Source organism: Photobacterium angustum, assembly GCF_002954615.1.
GTDB lineage: Bacteria > Pseudomonadota > Gammaproteobacteria > Enterobacterales > Vibrionaceae > Photobacterium > Photobacterium angustum_A.
Map to the genome: position 1 here is coordinate 1038003 of NZ_MSCJ01000003.1, position 18957 is coordinate 1056959.

The 18957-nt window shown below is 35.4% G+C and carries 22 protein-coding genes; 11 read left to right on the forward strand and 11 right to left on the reverse strand.

The features are described 5' to 3' along the window. The first annotated feature begins 594 nt into the window (after positions 1-594). Positions 595-1527, forward strand: coding sequence for a Gfo/Idh/MocA family protein (locus BTO08_RS19370; protein ID WP_105062222.1), 933 nt, complete (start codon positions 595-597; stop codon positions 1525-1527). A gap of 66 nt (positions 1528-1593) precedes the next feature. Here BTO08_RS19370 and BTO08_RS19375 read toward each other — a convergent pair whose 3' ends face one another. Both BTO08_RS19375 and BTO08_RS19380 read right to left on the reverse strand, forming a co-directional pair. Then, positions 1594-2373 carry a helix-turn-helix transcriptional regulator gene (locus BTO08_RS19375; RefSeq protein WP_105062223.1) on the reverse strand — a complete coding sequence of 260 codons (780 nt, stop codon included), beginning with the start codon at positions 2371-2373 and terminating at the stop codon, positions 1594-1596. 92 nt (positions 2374-2465) lie between these two features. Then, complete coding sequence (locus tag BTO08_RS19380) at positions 2466-2945, reverse strand: YbhB/YbcL family Raf kinase inhibitor-like protein (RefSeq protein WP_105062224.1); 480 nt, start codon at positions 2943-2945, stop codon at positions 2466-2468. Positions 2946-3433: 488 nt separating this feature from the next. Between BTO08_RS19380 and BTO08_RS19385 the strand changes: the two genes are divergently transcribed. Beyond that, positions 3434-3682, forward strand: a complete 249-nt coding sequence (locus tag BTO08_RS19385) for a DinI-like family protein (protein WP_105062225.1) — start codon at positions 3434-3436, stop codon at positions 3680-3682. A gap of 132 nt (positions 3683-3814) precedes the next feature. After that, entirely contained in the window at positions 3815-4192 is a 378-nt protein-coding gene (locus BTO08_RS19390) for a cupin domain-containing protein (RefSeq protein WP_105062226.1), read from the forward strand. A gap of 47 nt (positions 4193-4239) precedes the next feature. Here the strand turns inward: BTO08_RS19390 and BTO08_RS19395 are convergent, their stop codons facing one another. Both BTO08_RS19395 and BTO08_RS19400 read right to left on the reverse strand, forming a co-directional pair. Beyond that, positions 4240-4590, reverse strand: coding sequence for a hypothetical protein (locus BTO08_RS19395; protein WP_105062227.1), 351 nt, complete (start codon positions 4588-4590; stop codon positions 4240-4242). Between the two features lie 50 nt (positions 4591-4640). Further along, the gene (locus BTO08_RS19400) at positions 4641-5381 is read right to left on the reverse strand and encodes a GIN domain-containing protein (protein ID WP_105062228.1); all 741 of its coding nucleotides are present in this window, start codon (positions 5379-5381) and stop codon (positions 4641-4643) included. Positions 5382-5679: 298 nt separating this feature from the next. Between BTO08_RS19400 and BTO08_RS19405 the strand changes: the two genes are divergently transcribed. Next, entirely contained in the window at positions 5680-7122 is a 1443-nt protein-coding gene (locus BTO08_RS19405; RefSeq protein WP_105062229.1) for a tyrosine-type recombinase/integrase, read from the forward strand. Positions 7123-7241: 119 nt separating this feature from the next. After that, on the forward strand, positions 7242-7493 hold the full coding sequence (locus BTO08_RS19410; protein WP_105062230.1) for a hypothetical protein: 252 nt from the start codon (positions 7242-7244) through the stop codon (positions 7491-7493). Positions 7494-7549: 56 nt separating this feature from the next. Here BTO08_RS19410 and BTO08_RS19415 read toward each other — a convergent pair whose 3' ends face one another. Beyond that, positions 7550-8791 carry an Nramp family divalent metal transporter gene (locus tag BTO08_RS19415; protein ID WP_105062231.1) on the reverse strand — a complete coding sequence of 414 codons (1242 nt, stop codon included), beginning with the start codon at positions 8789-8791 and terminating at the stop codon, positions 7550-7552. 329 nt (positions 8792-9120) lie between these two features. Between BTO08_RS19415 and rpoS the strand changes: the two genes are divergently transcribed. Further along, positions 9121-9996: an RNA polymerase sigma factor RpoS gene (gene rpoS, locus BTO08_RS19420; protein WP_105062232.1), complete on the forward strand. Its 876-nt coding sequence runs from the start codon at positions 9121-9123 to the stop codon at positions 9994-9996. A gap of 95 nt (positions 9997-10091) precedes the next feature. Next, complete coding sequence (locus tag BTO08_RS19425; RefSeq protein ID WP_105062233.1) at positions 10092-10637, forward strand: DUF1439 domain-containing protein; 546 nt, start codon at positions 10092-10094, stop codon at positions 10635-10637. Between the two features lie 142 nt (positions 10638-10779). Here the strand turns inward: BTO08_RS19425 and chrA are convergent, their stop codons facing one another. Beyond that, entirely contained in the window at positions 10780-11931 is a 1152-nt protein-coding gene (chrA, locus tag BTO08_RS19430) for a chromate efflux transporter (protein ID WP_105062234.1), read from the reverse strand. A 196-nt stretch (positions 11932-12127) separates the two neighbouring features. On the opposite strand from chrA, the gene BTO08_RS19435 reads away from it, so the two are divergent. After that, a complete protein-coding gene (locus tag BTO08_RS19435; protein ID WP_105062235.1) occupies positions 12128-13063 on the forward strand; it encodes a LysR family transcriptional regulator in 936 nt (311 codons plus the stop codon). Between the two features lie 78 nt (positions 13064-13141). Continuing rightward, positions 13142-13687 (forward strand): hypothetical protein, encoded by a 546-nt coding sequence (locus BTO08_RS19440; RefSeq protein WP_105062236.1) that lies wholly within the window; start codon positions 13142-13144, stop codon positions 13685-13687. A 52-nt stretch (positions 13688-13739) separates the two neighbouring features. Here BTO08_RS19440 and BTO08_RS19445 read toward each other — a convergent pair whose 3' ends face one another. Beyond that, complete coding sequence (locus BTO08_RS19445; protein WP_105062237.1) at positions 13740-14861, reverse strand: 1-acyl-sn-glycerol-3-phosphate acyltransferase; 1122 nt, start codon at positions 14859-14861, stop codon at positions 13740-13742. A gap of 259 nt (positions 14862-15120) precedes the next feature. Between BTO08_RS19445 and BTO08_RS19450 the strand changes: the two genes are divergently transcribed. Then, positions 15121-15801, forward strand: coding sequence for a hypothetical protein (locus BTO08_RS19450; RefSeq protein WP_105062238.1), 681 nt, complete (start codon positions 15121-15123; stop codon positions 15799-15801). Positions 15802-15829: 28 nt separating this feature from the next. Here the strand turns inward: BTO08_RS19450 and BTO08_RS19455 are convergent, their stop codons facing one another. Together BTO08_RS19455 and BTO08_RS19460 are read right to left on the reverse strand one after the other, a co-directional pair. Then, positions 15830-16381, reverse strand: a complete 552-nt coding sequence (locus BTO08_RS19455) for a hypothetical protein (protein ID WP_105062239.1) — start codon at positions 16379-16381, stop codon at positions 15830-15832. A gap of 19 nt (positions 16382-16400) precedes the next feature. Next, positions 16401-16922 (reverse strand): nicotinate-nicotinamide nucleotide adenylyltransferase, encoded by a 522-nt coding sequence (locus BTO08_RS19460; protein WP_105062240.1) that lies wholly within the window; start codon positions 16920-16922, stop codon positions 16401-16403. Positions 16923-17166: 244 nt separating this feature from the next. Between BTO08_RS19460 and nadE the strand changes: the two genes are divergently transcribed. Continuing rightward, on the forward strand, positions 17167-18003 hold the full coding sequence (nadE, locus tag BTO08_RS19465; protein WP_105062241.1) for an ammonia-dependent NAD(+) synthetase: 837 nt from the start codon (positions 17167-17169) through the stop codon (positions 18001-18003). Between the two features lie 108 nt (positions 18004-18111). On the opposite strand, the gene BTO08_RS19470 is transcribed toward nadE, so the two are convergent. Then, positions 18112-18636: an HD domain-containing protein gene (locus BTO08_RS19470; RefSeq protein WP_105062242.1), complete on the reverse strand. Its 525-nt coding sequence runs from the start codon at positions 18634-18636 to the stop codon at positions 18112-18114. 123 nt (positions 18637-18759) lie between these two features. Beyond that, positions 18760-18945, reverse strand: a complete 186-nt coding sequence (locus BTO08_RS19475; RefSeq protein WP_005365166.1) for a YoaH family protein — start codon at positions 18943-18945, stop codon at positions 18760-18762. Positions 18946-18957: the final 12 nt, after the last annotated feature.

Below are 18957 nucleotides of genomic sequence, written 5' to 3' on the forward strand. Positions count from 1 at the left end.
ATTTATACATGTAATTACCTTAGATTATATCTCGTTCTAAAATTGCAAAATAATGCTAACGGTTGTTTAGCATTTGATTGTTTTACAACCCGATTCCTGCTTAAAAAATGGTCTTAATGTATAAAATCATTACTTTATGTAATTAATTTATAAAATATTCCTTTAACACCTGTTATTCTGTTGGCGTATTATGTTACTTTTTGTATAGCAGCATATTAAACAGAGTTATTAGAATGAAGATGCCCATAGCTACAAACAAAATATTTTTTTACGCGTCGTTAGTTTCTACTATTGTTTATACTTGCGAGTTATTGTACTTAACGCTACATAGGACAACCACTCTCCCCCATTGCCTTATAATTGCCCTTTTAAAATGCGTGGCAAGCTGCATTATCTGTTTAATTTCATTACAATCTATTTATCATAAACGAGAAGATAAATTTAATGAGCGAATGCAAAAGTATGATGATCCTACTTTAAATCAAGAGAGCTCTGAAAATAAACACCGATAAAGTGAGTGTCTTAAGCCTAGCTTCAGCTTCTTTGAGATATAAAGCATTTCGGTTAATGTAACCAATACGTTAAGGGTAAAAAATGCGAATAGGAATTGTTGGGTTAGGTGATATTGCGCAAAAAGCATATCTCCCAATTGTGACGCAACTTAAAAATGTAGAGTTAATTTTTTGTACACGCAACCCTACCGTTTTAAATGCATTGGCAGATCAATATGGTGTAACTTGTTGTTTAGATGATTATCGCCAATTAAATAAAAAGAATATTGATGCAGTGATGATCCACGCTGCAACGCATATTCACTATGACATAGCACATTGGTGTATAAAACAAGGTATTCCTACTTTTGTTGATAAACCGTTAGTTGATAACGCTGAGCAAGTTGAGCGTCTTTACGAACTTGCAGAACAACACAATACTCCACTTTATGTCGGTTTTAACCGTCGTCACATTCCTCTATTTAACAAACATTTACCCGAATTGGCTTCCGGTAATATTGGTGAATTGCATTCACTTCGTTGGGAGAAAAATCGCCATAATCTTGTTGGTGATATCCGCCCTTTTATCTTCGATGATTTTATTCACGCACTTGATAGTGTGAACCTAAATGCCAAATCGATACTCGATGATGTTTATGTCACTCATCAAATGTTTGGTGATCACCTTTCACGTGTTGATGTGCAATGGCAATCAGGACAATGTTTGTTACATGCTTCGATGAATCGCTTAAATGGCATTACCAATGAGTGTGTTTCTGCCACTTATCATAACCAGTCTTACCAATTTACTTCATTTATGCGTGGCCAACGTTGGCTAAACAACGAAGAAAGAATTTTGACATCAGAAGATTGGATGCCGATGTTAGCAACCAAAGGTTTTGATACCATGATTGCTGATTGGTTAAGTGTGGTTGAGTCAGGCACTATGCCACTGCATACTGTCGAACGTAATATTTCAACACACCAATTAGCGGATGCAATTGCCTTGCAATTAGAGACATTATTTATCCGTTAATCGATTTATATTATTGAATATAAAGATAGATACCATTATCACTAACGTAAGCTAATGGTATTTATCCTAATGATATTCAAATGTTTTTTGGTATTGTTTTAGGCTCAAACCAAACTGATGTTGAAAGCGTTGTGCAAATCGAGCTTCTGATTTGTAACCACATAAATGCGCAAGCTCTATTTGTGAATATGGCTTAGTTTGCAATAAGCTTAATGCATACCCCATTCTGAGTTCTGCTAATACATCCCTAAATTGGGTATTCTCGTCTTTTAAGCGTCTAATTAATGTCGACTTACTTAATCCAAAATGGTCACAAACAGATTCAATTGAGTGATTGGCTTTGGGATCATCATTAAAATATTGGGTTAATTTATCTCGCCAACTCAAATTTCGCATTGTAAATAACTGATGAAGATAACCATTGTTAGCAAGGTGCTCAAATAATGCATTAACAATATGGTTCTGCACATTGGGCTCAATATCTTTCGGCATTGTTATAATGCTTTGCCATAAGTATTTCGCCGTACCATCAGGGCTGTATTCAGGTGTTAAAATACCTGTATGATTTTCTTGTGAGCGTTGGATTTGATCATCCGTTGGGCGGTTTAAAAAGCTCAGTTGGGTTGAGAAGAACTGAGTTTGATTCGGATTATTGATAAAGGTTAATGATGTATGACCATGCGCCAATAGCCAGTTATTACTATTGAAATGGATCCAATCATTTTGCCATTGTAGTTGTTTATCCCCCTGCTGAATCCAGAAGATTGATGGGTAGATAATCGGCACATTACGTAAGTGCTGTGGTCGATTACCATTGTAATAATTTAATTTGATTATGCCTGACATATTTTCTTTTTATAAACCTTGCGACTACTTATTGATAATACACAATAAATAGACCCAAGGTTTATCTTAATAATGATTTATATATGCGTTATTTATCGAACATATGTTGGTGTGATCGTTGATTTACCGAGTGCTGTTGCGTTTAGCATAAAACTAACTAATGCACATGATGCGTCATCAGGCACTTCGAGTTTTTCTACAGGCAATGCCCATACTGTAAATTGGTAACGATGCATACCATGACCTTCAGGAGGACAAGCGCCGCCATAGCTATTAAAACCGTAGTCATTACGCATCTCTAAACCAGCTGCGAGTTTACCTGAAGCACCCTGTTCGATTGATGTTGTTGATGCTGGAATATTGATCACTTGCCAATGCCAGAAACCAGATTGTGTTGGAGCGTCTGGATCAAAACACGTAATTGCAAAACTTTTTGTTCCTTCTGGTGCGTTATCCCACGATAGTTGTGGCGAAATGTTGTCACCGTCGTGACCAAAGCTGTTAAATGAGAAACGCTTGTCTTTAAGTTGGCCTTCAGTAATGTCTTGGCTGTGTAATGTAAAAGTCGTCATTTTTTGATGTCCTATTATTTGTCGTTGGAATAATAATAGGACTATTTCGACTAGAAAGCATAACAATAAGTATCACATTTCTATTTTATCAATTATTTTTGATACTTATTGTTTGTTATATAAATTAGATCATATTAATGTGCTCATTGCTGATGACCCGTTTTAAAACCCATTCCCCCTTTCAATCTAAATAACTGTGGTGAGATTTTTGCTTTATCAAGCTTGATATGTTGAGCGTTTCTTTTGTTAAATTTTACCGATAAAGTAAATAATTTCTTTTAGTGTTGCTTGATGAATGGCGTTATGTCAGTACTAAATGAACGTTATTTTGATTAGTTAATATAAAAGATGTGAGAAGTATCTACCTTACTATTAGGTACCAGTATTAATTAAAACAACTAATTACAACGATTTAAATCTTGAATTGATAATACGTAATACTGTTTATAAAATCAGTGTTGTTATATACAGTTGGATGTAATTACTATATGCGTATTGAATTAATGCTTAACAAACTAAACCTATCAGATGTTCACTTTTCTAAGATTGATGATGAATTTAATCGAAGAGTATTAATGAACTGGCCAGATGCAAATATTCGTGTGCGTCTTGGTGGTGGAAATAATCTAACAGTGCTTGGTGGTTTTGCCGATGATAAAGAACGCGTTGAAGCATTGCTGCAGGATATGTTTGATGAAGCGGATGATTGGTTATACAACGATATCGATATGTATTAATTAAGACATAAAATGCTTAATCTGAATTTGTAGCACGTCAAATCGGTTTTTTATCTTTCTTTTTTAGCTATCTATAAATTGATTTTCTTCACCTATAATAACTTCATGTTCATATAGTTATATGGTTTTATTGTGAGTGATTTTGTTTCTAAAAATATCTGGTCTGATTTTACAAAAGAGCCTGAAATGCCAGGCTTTAGTTTCCGAGATACAGATGAAAAGAATGAAAACAGTGTAACTGCATTACTTGAACGCTGGGAAGCTGGTACGTTTGAAGCACCGCATCACCATCCAAATGATGATATGTCGATCATTGTTAAAGGTGAAATTGTTATTCAATTCTACGTAAAGAAAGATGGTGAACTTGTCAAAGATGGAGATGAATTTACTCTATCTGCAGGCCAAACGGGCTATATTCAAGCTAACAGAATACATAGTGTTTTATACAAAACTGATTGCGATATGGTGTATATCCAAGATCGCGTATTTGGTTTTGAAAGTGACGAATAAATGATATGTCATTTAAAACAGCCATTCTTCCGAGTGGCTGTTTTTGTTTACAGAACAATCCATGGTTCATGTTCAACAAGTTCTATCGTTACTTTTTCTTCTCTTACGACAAAGTTTAGTGTTTCTTTATAGTGATCAATTTCGTCTTGGTTATTACAGGGCCAGAAGAAATGAATGCCGTAACTTACAGTGATCACACCACTATTTGAATCTTTTGTCATTTCTACCATATCAACATTTAAGCTAGCTGTTGCAAATTGATATCGAAGATCTTGTTGATCATGTTTAGTGAACAAAGCAGGTGAAAATTTATCTTCATGGCTTTGTACATATTCGATTATATTTTCCGCGATGGAAAGCTTATTATTAACTGAAAACGTTACTGTTTGTATTGTCATGATCGGCCCCTATCAAATTAAGACTATCATTACATATTTAGTATAAAACGTCAGTTCTGATAACAATAAGTTATTTTACTATTGTCACTAGCTACAATTGTTGACTCGGCAGCTTTATTTATCGTGATTGATGAATCATCTTCCATAGAACCATTGATTGTACTGTTCGCCGTATTGCACATAGTGGCAATTGACTCCTCTTTCATGTTTACTTCAACAAGGTTAACGCCTGATGTTAGTGAAAATAAAGAATCAGTGGCGAGTGATAAATTTAAAACTCCAATTGGTTTATTGATATCAATAGATGATGATTGAAAGGCATTAACGATAACTTTTTCAGCAACAATACCGACCTTAACATGCGCATTGTCTGTTGCAGTTATATCGAGATTAGTCGTTGAACCGTGAAGTTCGGCATAACTTTTATTCGATACATTAGCGGTGAATGTAGTTTCATCTAGCGCACACCCATCAATATTTACCTTTGCGTGATTAGCGATATCAATTTTATTTAAAGGTTTAGAAACAATAACACGAGCCGTAACGTTAACCTTAGGGTTATCTTTATCTGTAGAATATAGTTTAAGTGTCGCATCATTCACTTGTAACTTAACCTTTTCGAGTTCATCTCCCGTAAAAGATATTGATGGTAACTTTCCGCAATTTATATCCAACACTAAATTGTTAAGGCTCATATTTATTTCATTAAATTGCTTGAGATAGATATTAGTTGCACTTACTGAAGTAGAAAAAATGCAACAAAGCCAAATAGCTCTCTTTAACAATTTCATACCTACATCCTTTTATCCTCATTAGTATTAATTATAAGTAATTACTTTCTCATTCAGCGTATCAAGTTTACAACTACTTATGTGACACCGTAACACTTAAATGTTATATGGAATCACTGGTTAAATCTTTGCTTATTAAAAATATCACCATGAAAATATGGTTATAAAACAGCCAAAACATCACTGTGTTGAAGATCCTTATTGATCTCGCTATTTCCCCTAAGTTGCAGATTTATATAGATATTATATTTCAGTCTTATATAATATCTCTTATAGCAGATCTAAAATAACCGATGTAATGCAGAACAAATTCCCTATCGATCCAAGAGCCGCAAGTTTAAGAACAACATCGTTGCGCCAGCAAACACAATTAGCAGAACGCATTAATCATATAAATTATGCATCGACTAATCCTGCGTTATCTTACGTATATTCATTGTCCGCAACGGATACAACAGGTGGTCAAGCAAATGCACGATATACTCTTGAAAGGCTTGCACGATATGTATTGGGAAATAGCTTCCAACTCATTGATTGGATTGAATTATTTAATAATCAAGAAAAGCTGATTGATGCAGTTAAGTCATTTCTGATTGCTCGCGCTAAACAAAAAGCTAAAATGAAAAATCACTATTTCAGTGAGAATGAGCCAATAAAGAACTTACAAGTAAAGCCATTACTAAACGCTTTATTGAATGTAGCTGAATTTCTTCGAGATAATCAGAGTTTACCTGTCTCTCGTGTTATTGAATTTAAGGATCGTGTTGCGGTTTTTGATCTTAGTAGTTTTAATAAAACTATGATCGAAAGTGGCTGGTTTCAACCAAGTTCGCCTCAAAACTATTCGTTTGAATTATCTAAACAATCTGAAGTGATGTTAGAGGCATTTAGTTGTTTTTGTATTCGAAGTTGTGTTGAGCGTTTTGATTGGAGTCGTATTTTATACGCCCCTATTCTTCAATCAACCATGCAATCGTTTTTAAGTGATCGAATAGATAACCAAATCAGTGATCGAAAAAAAGCCTATGCACCAGCAACTGCTGATAATTTACTTCGTATGTTACGCGGTGTAGCTCAACATGCTTGGCTTGCTGAGTTAATCTCAGTTGAAACTTTAGAACGTATAAAAGCGATCAAATTACCAAGGGGCTCTCGCCAATCAAGTGGTAGATATCTTAGTTATATTGAACTAGATCATATTTCAGCTATTACGCTTAATCAAAAAAATGAAACTAAGGCATTGAGAGATAATGCTATTTTTTGGTTAATGTATGAGGCAGGTTTACGGCGAGCAGAAGTGGTAAATATAAATACTTTTGATATAGATATGAATCGGTGCCAGGTACGTGTTGTTGGTAAAGGTAATAAGGAGCGCTATGTTCCTTTCTCTCGCAATAGTGATTTATATAACGCGATGGAAAAATGGCTAGCCATTCGTTTGCAAGATTTTAACCCGAATTTACCTGCATTATTTTGCACTATTAATCGTTACCAAACATTGACTTATATGCGTTTAACAACACAAACACTTAATGATTTGTGTAAAAAACTCAATATGTTAGGTTTTTCACGTATTGTTTCACCCCATGATTTTCGACATTCAGTGGCAACTAATCTTTTGCGTTCAGGTTACGACTTATTATTGGTCAGTAAATTTATGGGACATAGCAGTATTACGACAACCCAACGCTACGATAGACGTACTGATGATGATTTAAAAGGCGTAATTCCGAGTCGATAATGTAATTGATAGTCTTGTATGTTTTATAAAATAACTATTTAACTCACATTTATTGCAAGACTTAATACTAGCAATAAAACGTTATGAAATATAATACGCCATATAAAGGAGTATTCTTCATGAAAATGTGTGTCATTAGCTCATTAATTTCGATTTTTTTACTTATCTCTTTCCCCTCTGAGGCTCAAAGTGTGAAACAGTACAAGAATCAATACAGTGTTGTACCTTGTAATGGCTTGAAAACAAAATTGGAAAGCCTAGAAAAGCGTTCCAAAATGATCTTAAACGTTGCAACAGAGAAAGTTAAAAAAGAGTTTAAATATAAACGTAAGGCACTGCGTTTACTGATGAAACAAAAAAACTGCGAATAATAAACCAAACAAGTAAAGTTTGGTTTATTATTCATATTTTTGATTGGAAACGTTATTTAAGAAAGTGTCATCATAAGATATATATTCAAGGCAACAACAAGAGCAATGATAACAATACCTGCGTAACTAACGTATTTATTGTTTTTAAACTCACCCATTAGTTTTTCATTATTAGTGAAAATTAGTAACGGTATAATAGCCAATGCAATACCAAAACTTAGAACGACTTGACTCATCACTAAAATTTCAGTGGTATTGATAGCAAGTCCAATAACGATAAAAGATGGGACCATTGTAACAATACGGCGTAATAACAAAGGGATCTTAAATTTAACGAAACCTTGCATTACTACATCTCCAGCCATGGTACCAACAACAGTAGATGATAAGCCTGATGCGATAAGAGAAATAGCAAACAATGTAGATGCAGCTTGTCCAACAAGTGGCGTTAAGGTTTTGTAAGCGGTTTCAATCCCAGCAATATCTTGATTACCTGAATAATGGAAGACTGCTGCTGCCATTGCCACAATTGCAATATTCACAAAACCTGCAATAACCATTGCAATGAGTACATCTAAACGTGTTGATTTTAATCTTTTTGCTTTTGTTTCACCGTAAGTATTTTTAAATAGTGCCGAGTGTAAGTAAATAACATGCGGCATTACTGTTGCACCTAAAATACCTGCGGCTAAATAAATTTGATGTGAGCTATTTAACGTTGGAATGGCAAGACCTTTAATCATCTCGCTTGTTGCAGGGTGAGCAAAGAAAAGCTCAATAACGTATACAATAGCTACGACTAATAATAATGTTGCAATAACAACTTCTAATGGTTTCTGGCTTTTATTACTTAATAATAAAATAGCCATTGTTACTATGGCAGTTATTATTGCCCCTTCCATTAAACTAATACCAAACAATAATTGGAAACCAACAGAAGCACCAATAAACTCAGCTAAATCTGTTGCCATTGCTATAATTTCAGCTTGAATCCAATATGGACCTATCGCCCATTTAGGTAAATGATCACGTAAATGTTCCGCTAGATTTTTACCCGTCACTATGCCTAACTTTGCAGACAGGTATTGGATCAACATAGCCATTAGGTTTGCCCAAAGTACAACCCATAATAGTTGATAGCCAAAAGAAGAACCTGCCTCTATGTTTGTAGCGAAATTACCTGGATCAATATAACCAATGGCGGCAATGAATGCTGGGCCTAAAAGTAGTAGTTTTTTCTTTAGTTTTAAACTGAAGGTAGCCATTTCGGGCTTAACAGAAATAGAGGAAGAGACCATAGCTAACTCCTTAAATGATAATTGCATCATATACCCTCGTAAATGATAATCAATGTCATTTAGGTGCTATTAGTGATTGGTTAGATTTCATAAATGGTTAAATAAGATTTAATAGCTTAAATCTATCGTTTAGAGGGAAGTGTTAAGGTGTACATTATCAACAATTGCGGTAGGGGTATATTTGAATGATTTAAAATGTGAACTCTTTTAATATTATAATAACAATTTCATAAAATAGGTTTACAGATAATTCCTTTATGGTAGTGTGATCCTCGTTGTTTATAAAATACTATGTCAATAAATGCTAGATTGACATAAAAGGACTTTGTATGGTTATGAATAAGAAAGAAGAGCAATTTTCACATGGCGGAGATATTGTTCACTTATACTTAAGAGATATATCAGAAAAGCCGCTTTTAACGAAAGAAGATGAAATATTATATAGTCGGAAAAGTTTGTGCGGTGATACTTGTAGTAAAAATGTATTAATTGAGAGTAATTTACGATTAGTAGTAAGTATCGCAAAAAAATATCGAGGTAGTAGCATACATATAAGTGATTTAATTGATGAAGGTAATATCGGGTTGATGACCGCCGTTGAAAAATTTGACCCTGAAAAAGGCTTTAGATTTTCAACATACGCGACATGGTGGATAAAACAAACGATAGAACGTGCAATACATAATCAAGGAAGAACAATTCGCTTACCTGTTCATGTATCAAAAGAAATCAATACCATTGTTCGGACACACAAACAATTAGTAAAGAAAAATAATCAAGAACCTAGTACAGAATTAGTCGCTGAAGTTCTAAATAAAACACTTGATGATGTATCTACAACTCTTTCTTATGACACCCCTATCGTTTCGTATGATCAATCTATAACAAGTGAAGCAAGTTCCCAGTCAATAGCAGTACTAATCGCTGATGAAAATAGTGCCAAACCTGATGATCTCGTAGATGATTTAGCAATCCAAAAAATAACAACTAATGTGCTAAATTGTTTAAATAATCGAGATAAAGAAATTATATGCCGAAGATTTGGTTTATTAGGTTATGAAGCACAGACTTTACAGGAAGTTGCTGAAGAAGTGGGTCTTACAAGAGAGCGTATTCGCCAGTTACAAGTTACCTCATTAGCAAAACTAAAAAATTCACTGAGCCGTGATAACTACGATATCTCTGTTTTGTTTGCTAACAGTTAATATTTGTTTGAAAGTGTTAAGCACGTAGGTTTACGTGCTTTTTTTGGTTATTATGAGCTATAAATAAAGCATATATATTTTTCTTAAGGTTTTTTATGCGCTTAAAAGCTCTAATTATTGTGAGTTCTGCCTTCTTCTTTACTGGTTGTAGTAGTTACGGCGTCACTGAAAGTGAGATGCAAAATTACATAAACAAAGAAACCAATGTTGAACGATCTGTTGGTATTCAAGGTATCGCCTACGCTACAGGTAAGTTTGAAAAAGTAAAAGTTGGTATTGGTCGTGTCGCTGACAATCGTGTAAGTGTTGATACTACTGCTAGCGCCCAACTAGAACTTGCAGGTCAACCACCTCAAGATATTGTTGTTAAAGCAAATTTCAGTGCCATCCCCTATTATAACCAAGATGAAGGGGCGATATATTTACGTGGTTTAAATATTGAATCATTGGCAATAAAACCGGAGAAGTTTAATAACATGCTCACTAAACCGGTTATCACACCATTTGTTTCACTTATTGGACAAGTGCTATCAACCAAACCCGTCTATAAGCTCGATGAAAACGAAATGAAACAAGCGTTACTTAAATCTACTAAGCCTGAATTGATAATTAAAAATCATCAATTAGTTCTCGATTGGTAAGTTGCTATTATCACAAGGTATATAGTTATAGTGCATTAGATGTTAATGTTTATATCACATCTAAGCCTATAATCTGTTTCGATTATTCCATAAAAAAAGGATCTGTATAAAGCAGATCCTTGATATAAAAGCGATGTTCAAATTAAATCATGATGAAATATTGGCTTATAAATAACAAGATAGCCAACAACCACACTGGGCATTTGAAGTATTTAAACGCAATAAATCCAATCACCACAGCTACAGCATCTAATCCTGTTTTCACCCCACTAGTAATAATAGGGCTGACGAATGCGCTAGCTAATAATCCAACAACACAAGCATTTACTAGAGTAATTGATTGCTTTAGACGTTGATGCTCAAACAACGCTTTCCATGCTGGAATAAATGCAAATAGTAATAAACTGCCAGGTAAAAACACAGCAATGGTTGCAATCAAGCTCCCTAATACTGGGTGTATACCGTCTATCGAAGCACCTAAATAACTAGCCATAGTGAACATTGGACCAGGTACTAGCTGTGCAGATGCGTAAGCATTAATAAAGGTAGACTCCCCTACTAATCCTTCCATCATTGGTTGTAGGAGTGGTAATACAACGTGCCCACCGCCAAAAACAAAACTCCCTGCTTGATAGAAGATATTAAATAAATTAATACCGCTATTGTAAGGCGCTAATAAGGGTAACCCCACTAACAACACGCCAAACGTAACTAAAATACCAAGGTGCGGTTTTATGCTAGTCGTTAGTTTATTTGTTGGTGTAATCTCAGTTTTAAATGACAACGCGTAACCCGCAGCTGCCGCCACACATATAGGTAACACTTGGCCAAGTAGACCTGTACTAAAATAGACCCAAATAGCAGTAATCACTGCCACGGTAATCGTTAGGGCTGTCGTTAAGTTCTTTTTAGCCATTCCCCATAAAGCATCAGCAACGACAATAACGGCAAGTAGTTTTGCTGCGATGATTAAGCTATCAACAACAGAGTTAGACGTTACACTGCTACTAACAATGGCAAGCCCTGTTAACAATGCAAAAGAAGGTAAAGTAAAGCCAACAAAGGCAGCAACAGCGCCTAAGTAACCCGCTTTCTTATAGCCAATATACATACCAAGTTGACTACTGGCTGGCCCTGGTAAAAATTGACATAACGCTACAGCATGAGTGAAATCATCATCAGAAATCCATTTTTTTTCTTTTACAAAAGAACGTTGAAAGAAACCAATATGTGCAGCCGGGCCGCCAAAGCTATATAAGCCCAATAATAAAAAGGTAGTAAAAACGTTAAACATGCATTCCTCCATTCGCAATATCGCTATCATAACGTTTCCATACGAATTATTTAAATCGTTTAAAATGATGTAAGTTATTATTTATATTCATACATATAGATTGATGTTTATGAATCAAAAAATCATAATACATAGATAGTGTTAATCGATATTTTGTCACGCCAGATTATCGTGACAGCGTAACTTGGAATACCAAATGCTAGATAATTTGCAACAGATGGTAATACTGGCTGCTATTGGTCATGAACAAAACTTCACAAAAGCTGCTGATCGCTTGGGAATATCAAAATCTCAAGTAAGTAAGCAAATAAAATGTTTGGAAGAAAGGTTAGGTTGTCAGCTAGTTCAACGTAGTACCCGTACCGTTGTATTAACCGAAATTGGCGTGCAGTACGCAGATTATGGCCAACAGTTAATTGATACTGTTAATGAAGCTGAAGCCATGGTGGCGGGGTATCGAAATGAAATCACAGGCGTTTTACGAATTGGTATCGCCCAATCATTCGGTAATATTCATATTACTTCCGCATTAGCAGAGTTTCAAAAGCAAAACCCTGAGCTAGAGCTTGAAATTAGTTTATTTGATCACCGCCCAAACCTTTTAGAAGAAGGCTTTGATTGCTGGATTGCTATTCATGAACATCCACCCGAAGGAATGGTAGCCAGAAAACTCGCTAAATGTGAATTTGTCGTTGTAGCATCCCCTGATTATATAGCACGACATGGTGAACCTATTGTCCCTGGCGATTTACGTCAACACAATTGTATTACTTACCAAAGCCGTGAGCGTAAATATGTAAATTGGGAATTTGGACGAGATGGATTAAAACAATCCATTCGAGTTAATGGTAATTATCGTATTGATAATGCACCGGCAGTGCTTGATGCTGCGCTCAGTGGTTTAGGTATAGCTTATCTCTCCACCTATCTCTTAACTGATGAGATTAAAACAAATAAGTTAATAACGTTACTTAATGATTGGAAAACGACAGTAGAATTACCCATTTATGCTGTTTACCCAAGACGTAAATACCTTGCACCAAAAGTTCGTTGTTTTATTGATTTTATGGCTGAGCGTATGGCTCTACCCCCGTATAAAAATATCAATCCAATTATAGATAATCATAAATAAACCGAATTAAACTAATTTTAGCCTCTTACAATGTTCATTGTACTAAACTGATAATCAAACAAGTACAATGAGCATGTTATGTCACCTTTTTCTTTTTATATAGTTAGTAATAGATTATTTATCTATTTTATAGCAGTATTTACATTTTATCTGACTGCCTCATTAATTACATTCCCAGCTTATGCAATACACAGTTTTAGCCAATCAAATCCGATAGAACCAACCACCGCCAGTATTAAAGCATATATTCCAAAGCAAGCGTTACTCGTTGAAATCCAAGATCAGTATAATGTTGTTTATTTTAATGATAACAGTAATAAGTTAACCATTGATATTAAAAGAGTATTGAATGAGTTTGGTCACGTTCTTAAAAATTATAATCAAACCTATGTTGTTATTACTCAACATATAACTACCGATTTAGGGTACGAACGGCTATTTAATATAGCGACTTATATTGCACTTCAATTCGATATTGAAGAAGAAAGGATTCAACTATTATTGGTATCTGGGGAAGAGTCTAACCTATATCAACATATCGATGATAATTGGAAAAATGGAGCTGAAATAATCATACCTAAAGCAATTATTGTTACTTATGATCCATACTTCGGTGTGTATTAAAAAGCGATGCCGTTCCTTACTAATCGTAAAAATCGACATCGCTTTATAAGTATTACATAGAGTGTTGCTGCTGTTTTTTAAGAGCAGGCGATGCATACATCTGTTTTAAGATATCATTAACACTGTCGCTATGATTTTCTAATTTTAGAGCGAATTTGCTTCTCTCTTCGTCTGTTACTATTTCTGAATCAATATTCGCAGCAATGAAATTGGCTGGGAATAAATGATAATTTTCAGTAATTTGACGATCGATTTCTTCAGCTAATTCTTCAGGTGTCTCTGGTGCATTATTGATGACATCACCAAAGCTAATATAGATACGACGCTTTTGCCCAACAATACCTTGTACTATGCTTTCGATGTCTTCGAACTCACCTTTTTCATAACTACCTGTTGTTGCTTTTTGATGAAGTTCTTCAGCTTTAGCCACATCACAAGGATCGTTTTCATAAGAAATCGCGACAGGGACAATATTTAAGTTACTCATAAACTCAGCAAATGAAACTTTCTGCTTACGCCCTTCCATAAAGAACATTTTTAGAATAGCAGGATCTGTCTTATCGTTACCGTCTTTAGCACGCCCTTCTTTTTGGGCAATCCAAATATTATTTCCAGTTTCTAAAGAGTGAGAGATATAACTTGAAAGAAGTCCAAGTGACTTCATCAATTCTCGTGGCCCTTTTGCTGATCGTTTTACAATAAAGCTTTTGTTTAAACGCATCAATTCTGTGGCGCAAGGCTTCTTCAGTAAGTTATCACCGATAGCAATACGTACCGTGTTGAAGTTCTCTTTAAATAAACACCAGTTAACCATTGCGGGATCCATCGCGATATCACGATGGTTAGAAACGAATAAGTAAGCCTTATTTGGGTCTAACTTATCCAGACCTGTATACGTTACACCGTCACATGAATGTTCGATTGTTCCTTGCATATACTTGGCAACTTGATTTTGAATATCTTTTACCGATTTGATGCCTGACCATTTCTTTACAAGGAAACGTTTAATTAGGGGAATAAGTAACCAACCAAACATGCCTGACGCATGTGGGAAACGGTACTTTAAAATAGCGTTGATAAAATCTTTATCATCAATGAGTCGTTGAATCGCACCACTGACTTCATCGTCATTATACGGGCGAATTTCTTTATAAATATCGTTATCTATATGCACAGTAATGCTTCATGTTGAAAAAACTGAGTTATTTTACTAATAAATAATGATTAACCAAACAACCTCTGTCAATAACCGTGATGGTTGGAGGTCATACCTCATATAATTGCCTGTTTTTTCATCGCACATGCTATTTTTTGCACCAGTTTGATCATACAAGGAATGATATCTACAGTATTTAGTTAATACACAATCCTCTTTGTTGACGCTAATAGAAAAAAACACGAAGATGTTCATGCTTATGTGTAAGAGAGTCAGTATGAAACAAGCTATTGAGTTTTCAAATAACGAACACCCTTTTCTTTTTGTTGGTTCACGTAAAAAGAGCCAATCTTCTTACTTTATTGTTGTTACGAATGGTTGTGTGTTAATCCGATTAGGTAAACAAGAACACATGATCACTAAGGGTCATGGTTTCTGGATCCCGTTTGATTGTTTACATGCCATCACAGTGTTACCTGGTGCAACATTTTACAAAGTGGCCTTTTCTGTTCGAATGACACAGCCATTATGCACTGATGCTGGCTTTTTTGTTGTGTCGTCTCTTATAAGAGCAGTGCTAGATGAACTAGCAAAATCCCCCGTTCAAGAGCATCAATGGGATGGAGCAGAAGGACGCTTATTAAAAGTCATTGCAGACCAAGTTGAAAAACTCTCTGTGTCGACTCAATCACTTTGTCCAGCTATAAATAAACAGCATCACAACTCATTAGCGTTAATGCTAACAGGTAATAAAATCACTGAAAAAACAGCAATATCAAGCCTTGAATCTGTAATGAATATGACAGTAAAAGAGTGTGAAGCCTGTATTCTGATGCGAGAAGTGCTGAAACTAAGTCGTTCAGGACGAAAGCTCCCACAAATTGCGGCTCAACTGAATACGACAGAGCAAATGGTAGGAGCGCTATCTTTGCCAATTTTAGGTGAAAGTTTACGCTAAATGAAATACGCCCTTAATACGGGCGTTTTTAATTTAATGGAATATGAACTTGCATTGATACGCCATCTTCAACATGGCTATTATTATGCCAACGGTAATCAAATCTCACTCGTGGTTTGTGACCGGTAATGTCGCCAAAACCCAAACTCATTTGCAGACCATGATTTAATATCCAATCTTCAGCCCCTGCTGCGTTTGTAAATTCCTCTTCATCATAGTTAGTTGGCATCCAAAAACCTAAACCGTAAAACGTCGATGAATTGTGATCCATTAAAACAGGTGAGTCTGCAAATTTATCATCCCAGTGCAACCAGAATTTATCTCCATAGCTGCTGGAATCAACTTTCCACGGTATATCGTTATCGTGTAGTGAAGGCATTTGCGCATTGTTTATATAATTATTACGCTCGATGCTATAAATAGGTACTGAACAGTCTTTAGTATTATTGGGATAATCGATACTAAAAGGTTGAGAAACGGTATCTAAAGAATAATAATTTTCGCAATTAAACGCGTAAGTTGACGAAGACAACATAAATGGTAAGCAACAAAAAACACCTAATGAGATTTGTTTAAGCACTTCGCCGTATCCCCTAAAGTTAAAAATGATAACGCTTATCGGTCATTAATAACTGGCTAACACTTGCAGTTGTTAAGTCACTGATATTTTTATTATTTGCTAATGCCTCTCTAATTAGAGTACTTCTAATCGGTAACGTTTCAGGACACGCAAGCACTTGCCATTGACTAAGTATTTCTTTTGACTTGAAAAACTTTCCAAAGTTCAAGAAATTATCAGGGCCAATAACAAATGTAATTTGATGGTTTGGGTAGCGCTTTTGTAATTCAACAAGTACTGCGTAAGTCGTGATAGGTTCATCACCTACTGCGATATCTTGCTCTAACGTGGACAACACGAGGTTATCTTGAGAAATGTCATCGATAAAAGCAGAAACTAATTCACAACGTAATGAATAATCCAACATATTCTTACCCCAAGCATGATTGTAACTTGGAAGTAAAAGCACTTCATCGTAATGCGTTAATCGTTCTAAAACCGAACGATGCCCTAAACTAGGCGGATTAAAAGCGCTGCCGAATACAGCAAGTGTTTGTTTCATCCATCAAACCTTTCGTTCTATCAATTTACTTATATTCACACTAGAGATTTCTAATGATGTAACTATTATTTAAGCATTTAATAGGAAAATGCCCCTTAATTTTAGTAATATCTATCTTTAGCATTGATCATAATAACGAGTTATCGCATGATTTTGCCAAAGGTGTAATGGTTTATCTCTCATTTATCCATTATATCGCTTCAAATGATTAATATTTGGGCTAACTCTCTTAAGGATTTATACCATGGAACAGCTTATCCGCACTGAAATGCGCGTGCTACCTGTCATTGACGTTGATTTTGAAATCCAACGCCGAGTTGAATTTATTCAAAAAAAACTTAAACAATCAGGCTGTAAATCACTTGTACTAGGCATTAGTGGTGGCGTGGATTCAACAACATGTGGTCGTCTTGCTCAACTTGCTGTTGATGGTTTAAACCAAGTTTCTAACAGCAACGAGTACCAGTTTATTGCCGTTCGTCTACCCTATGGTGAACAACAAGATGAAGACGAAGCACAACTCGCATTAAGCTTCATCCAGCCTAGTCACTCTGTAAGCGTTAATATTAAAAATGGTGTTGATGGCACTCATGCAAGCACCCTTTTAGCATTAGAAGGTACTGGGCTTATTCCTAGCGACAACGCTAAAGTTGATTTCGTAAAAGGCAATGTTAAAGCTCGCACACGTATGATTGCTCAATACGAGATAGCAGGACTTGTCGGCGGCTTAGTTATTGGCACCGATCATTCAGCTGAAAACATTACTGGCTTTTATACAAAGTTTGGTGATGGTGCCTGTGATTTAGCACCTTTATTTGGTTTAAACAAACGTCAAGTACGTGCTATTGCAGCAAAACTTGGTGCACCAGAACAATTGGTTTATAAAGTACCTACAGCTGACCTAGAAGAATTAGCGCCACAAAAAGCTGACGAGGATGCTTTACAAGTTTCTTATGATCAGATTGATGACTTCTTAGAAGGTAAGCCCGTAACCGATTTTGTCCGCGATCGCTTAGTGTCTATTTATAAAGCAACCCAACATAAGCGCCAACCTATTCCGACGATTTACGATGAGGAATAATGACTGACAGCTATATGTCGTCATAAATAACTTATAAAAAAGCCCGTGTATTTATCAAATACACGGGCTTTTCATATCAACTATCTATTAAACCGTAAAGCTTCAGCATTAAGCACAGTTAACACAATCTTTAGAATGAATAAGCGCATCTAATTGTTGCCATAATGGGTCACATAGACCTGCACGATAAACTGCGTGCTTAAAAGCATCATGCTCAGCTTGATACATTAAGAAATGACGACGCGAATTATTGCTGCTTGATTGAACATTAGCTAAGCGATCGCAGGTTTTAACAATTAATGCTAGGCGTGCTGCATCTTCGGCAGGATCAAGCGATAATAACCGTTGGTTTATCTCTAATTTTCGCTTCACTCGATCTTCTAATTTTACATCAGTGACATAATTCACTGCGTCAGCAATAGTAAAACCAAATAAATCAGCCAACTCATCAAAACTGGTATCAGTATCTTCAATCACATCATGCAGTTGAGCTACAATCATTGCATCAATACCATATGGTCGTGCAATTTCAGCAACTGTATCTAAATGTACGTGGTAAGGATAATCTCCGTATTTTTGCTCGCCATGTCGACTTTTAGCAAAAGCTTGAGCCTGTAAATATCGGTCATTCATATAATTACCCTAATAAAATTATGCTTTAATTATTTGTATAATAAAAACATATAATTGGACAAGCTTTTATTTGAAAATAAAGTATCCAATTATAAAAAAAGAGCCGTTAAGCTCTTCTTTTAATTACTCTTCTTCATCACTGAAAGTTTCGCCAGCAGCTTCTCGACGCTTAATATCCGCTTCTCGGATCTGATGAGCAACAATCATAATCGCTTCACCGCTACTAATACCTTGTGCCATCAGCTCATGAATACGCTCAGCAGCTTCTTGTTGTTGTTCATGATTAAGCGTTGGAGTGTGATTGTACATAACTATCTTCTT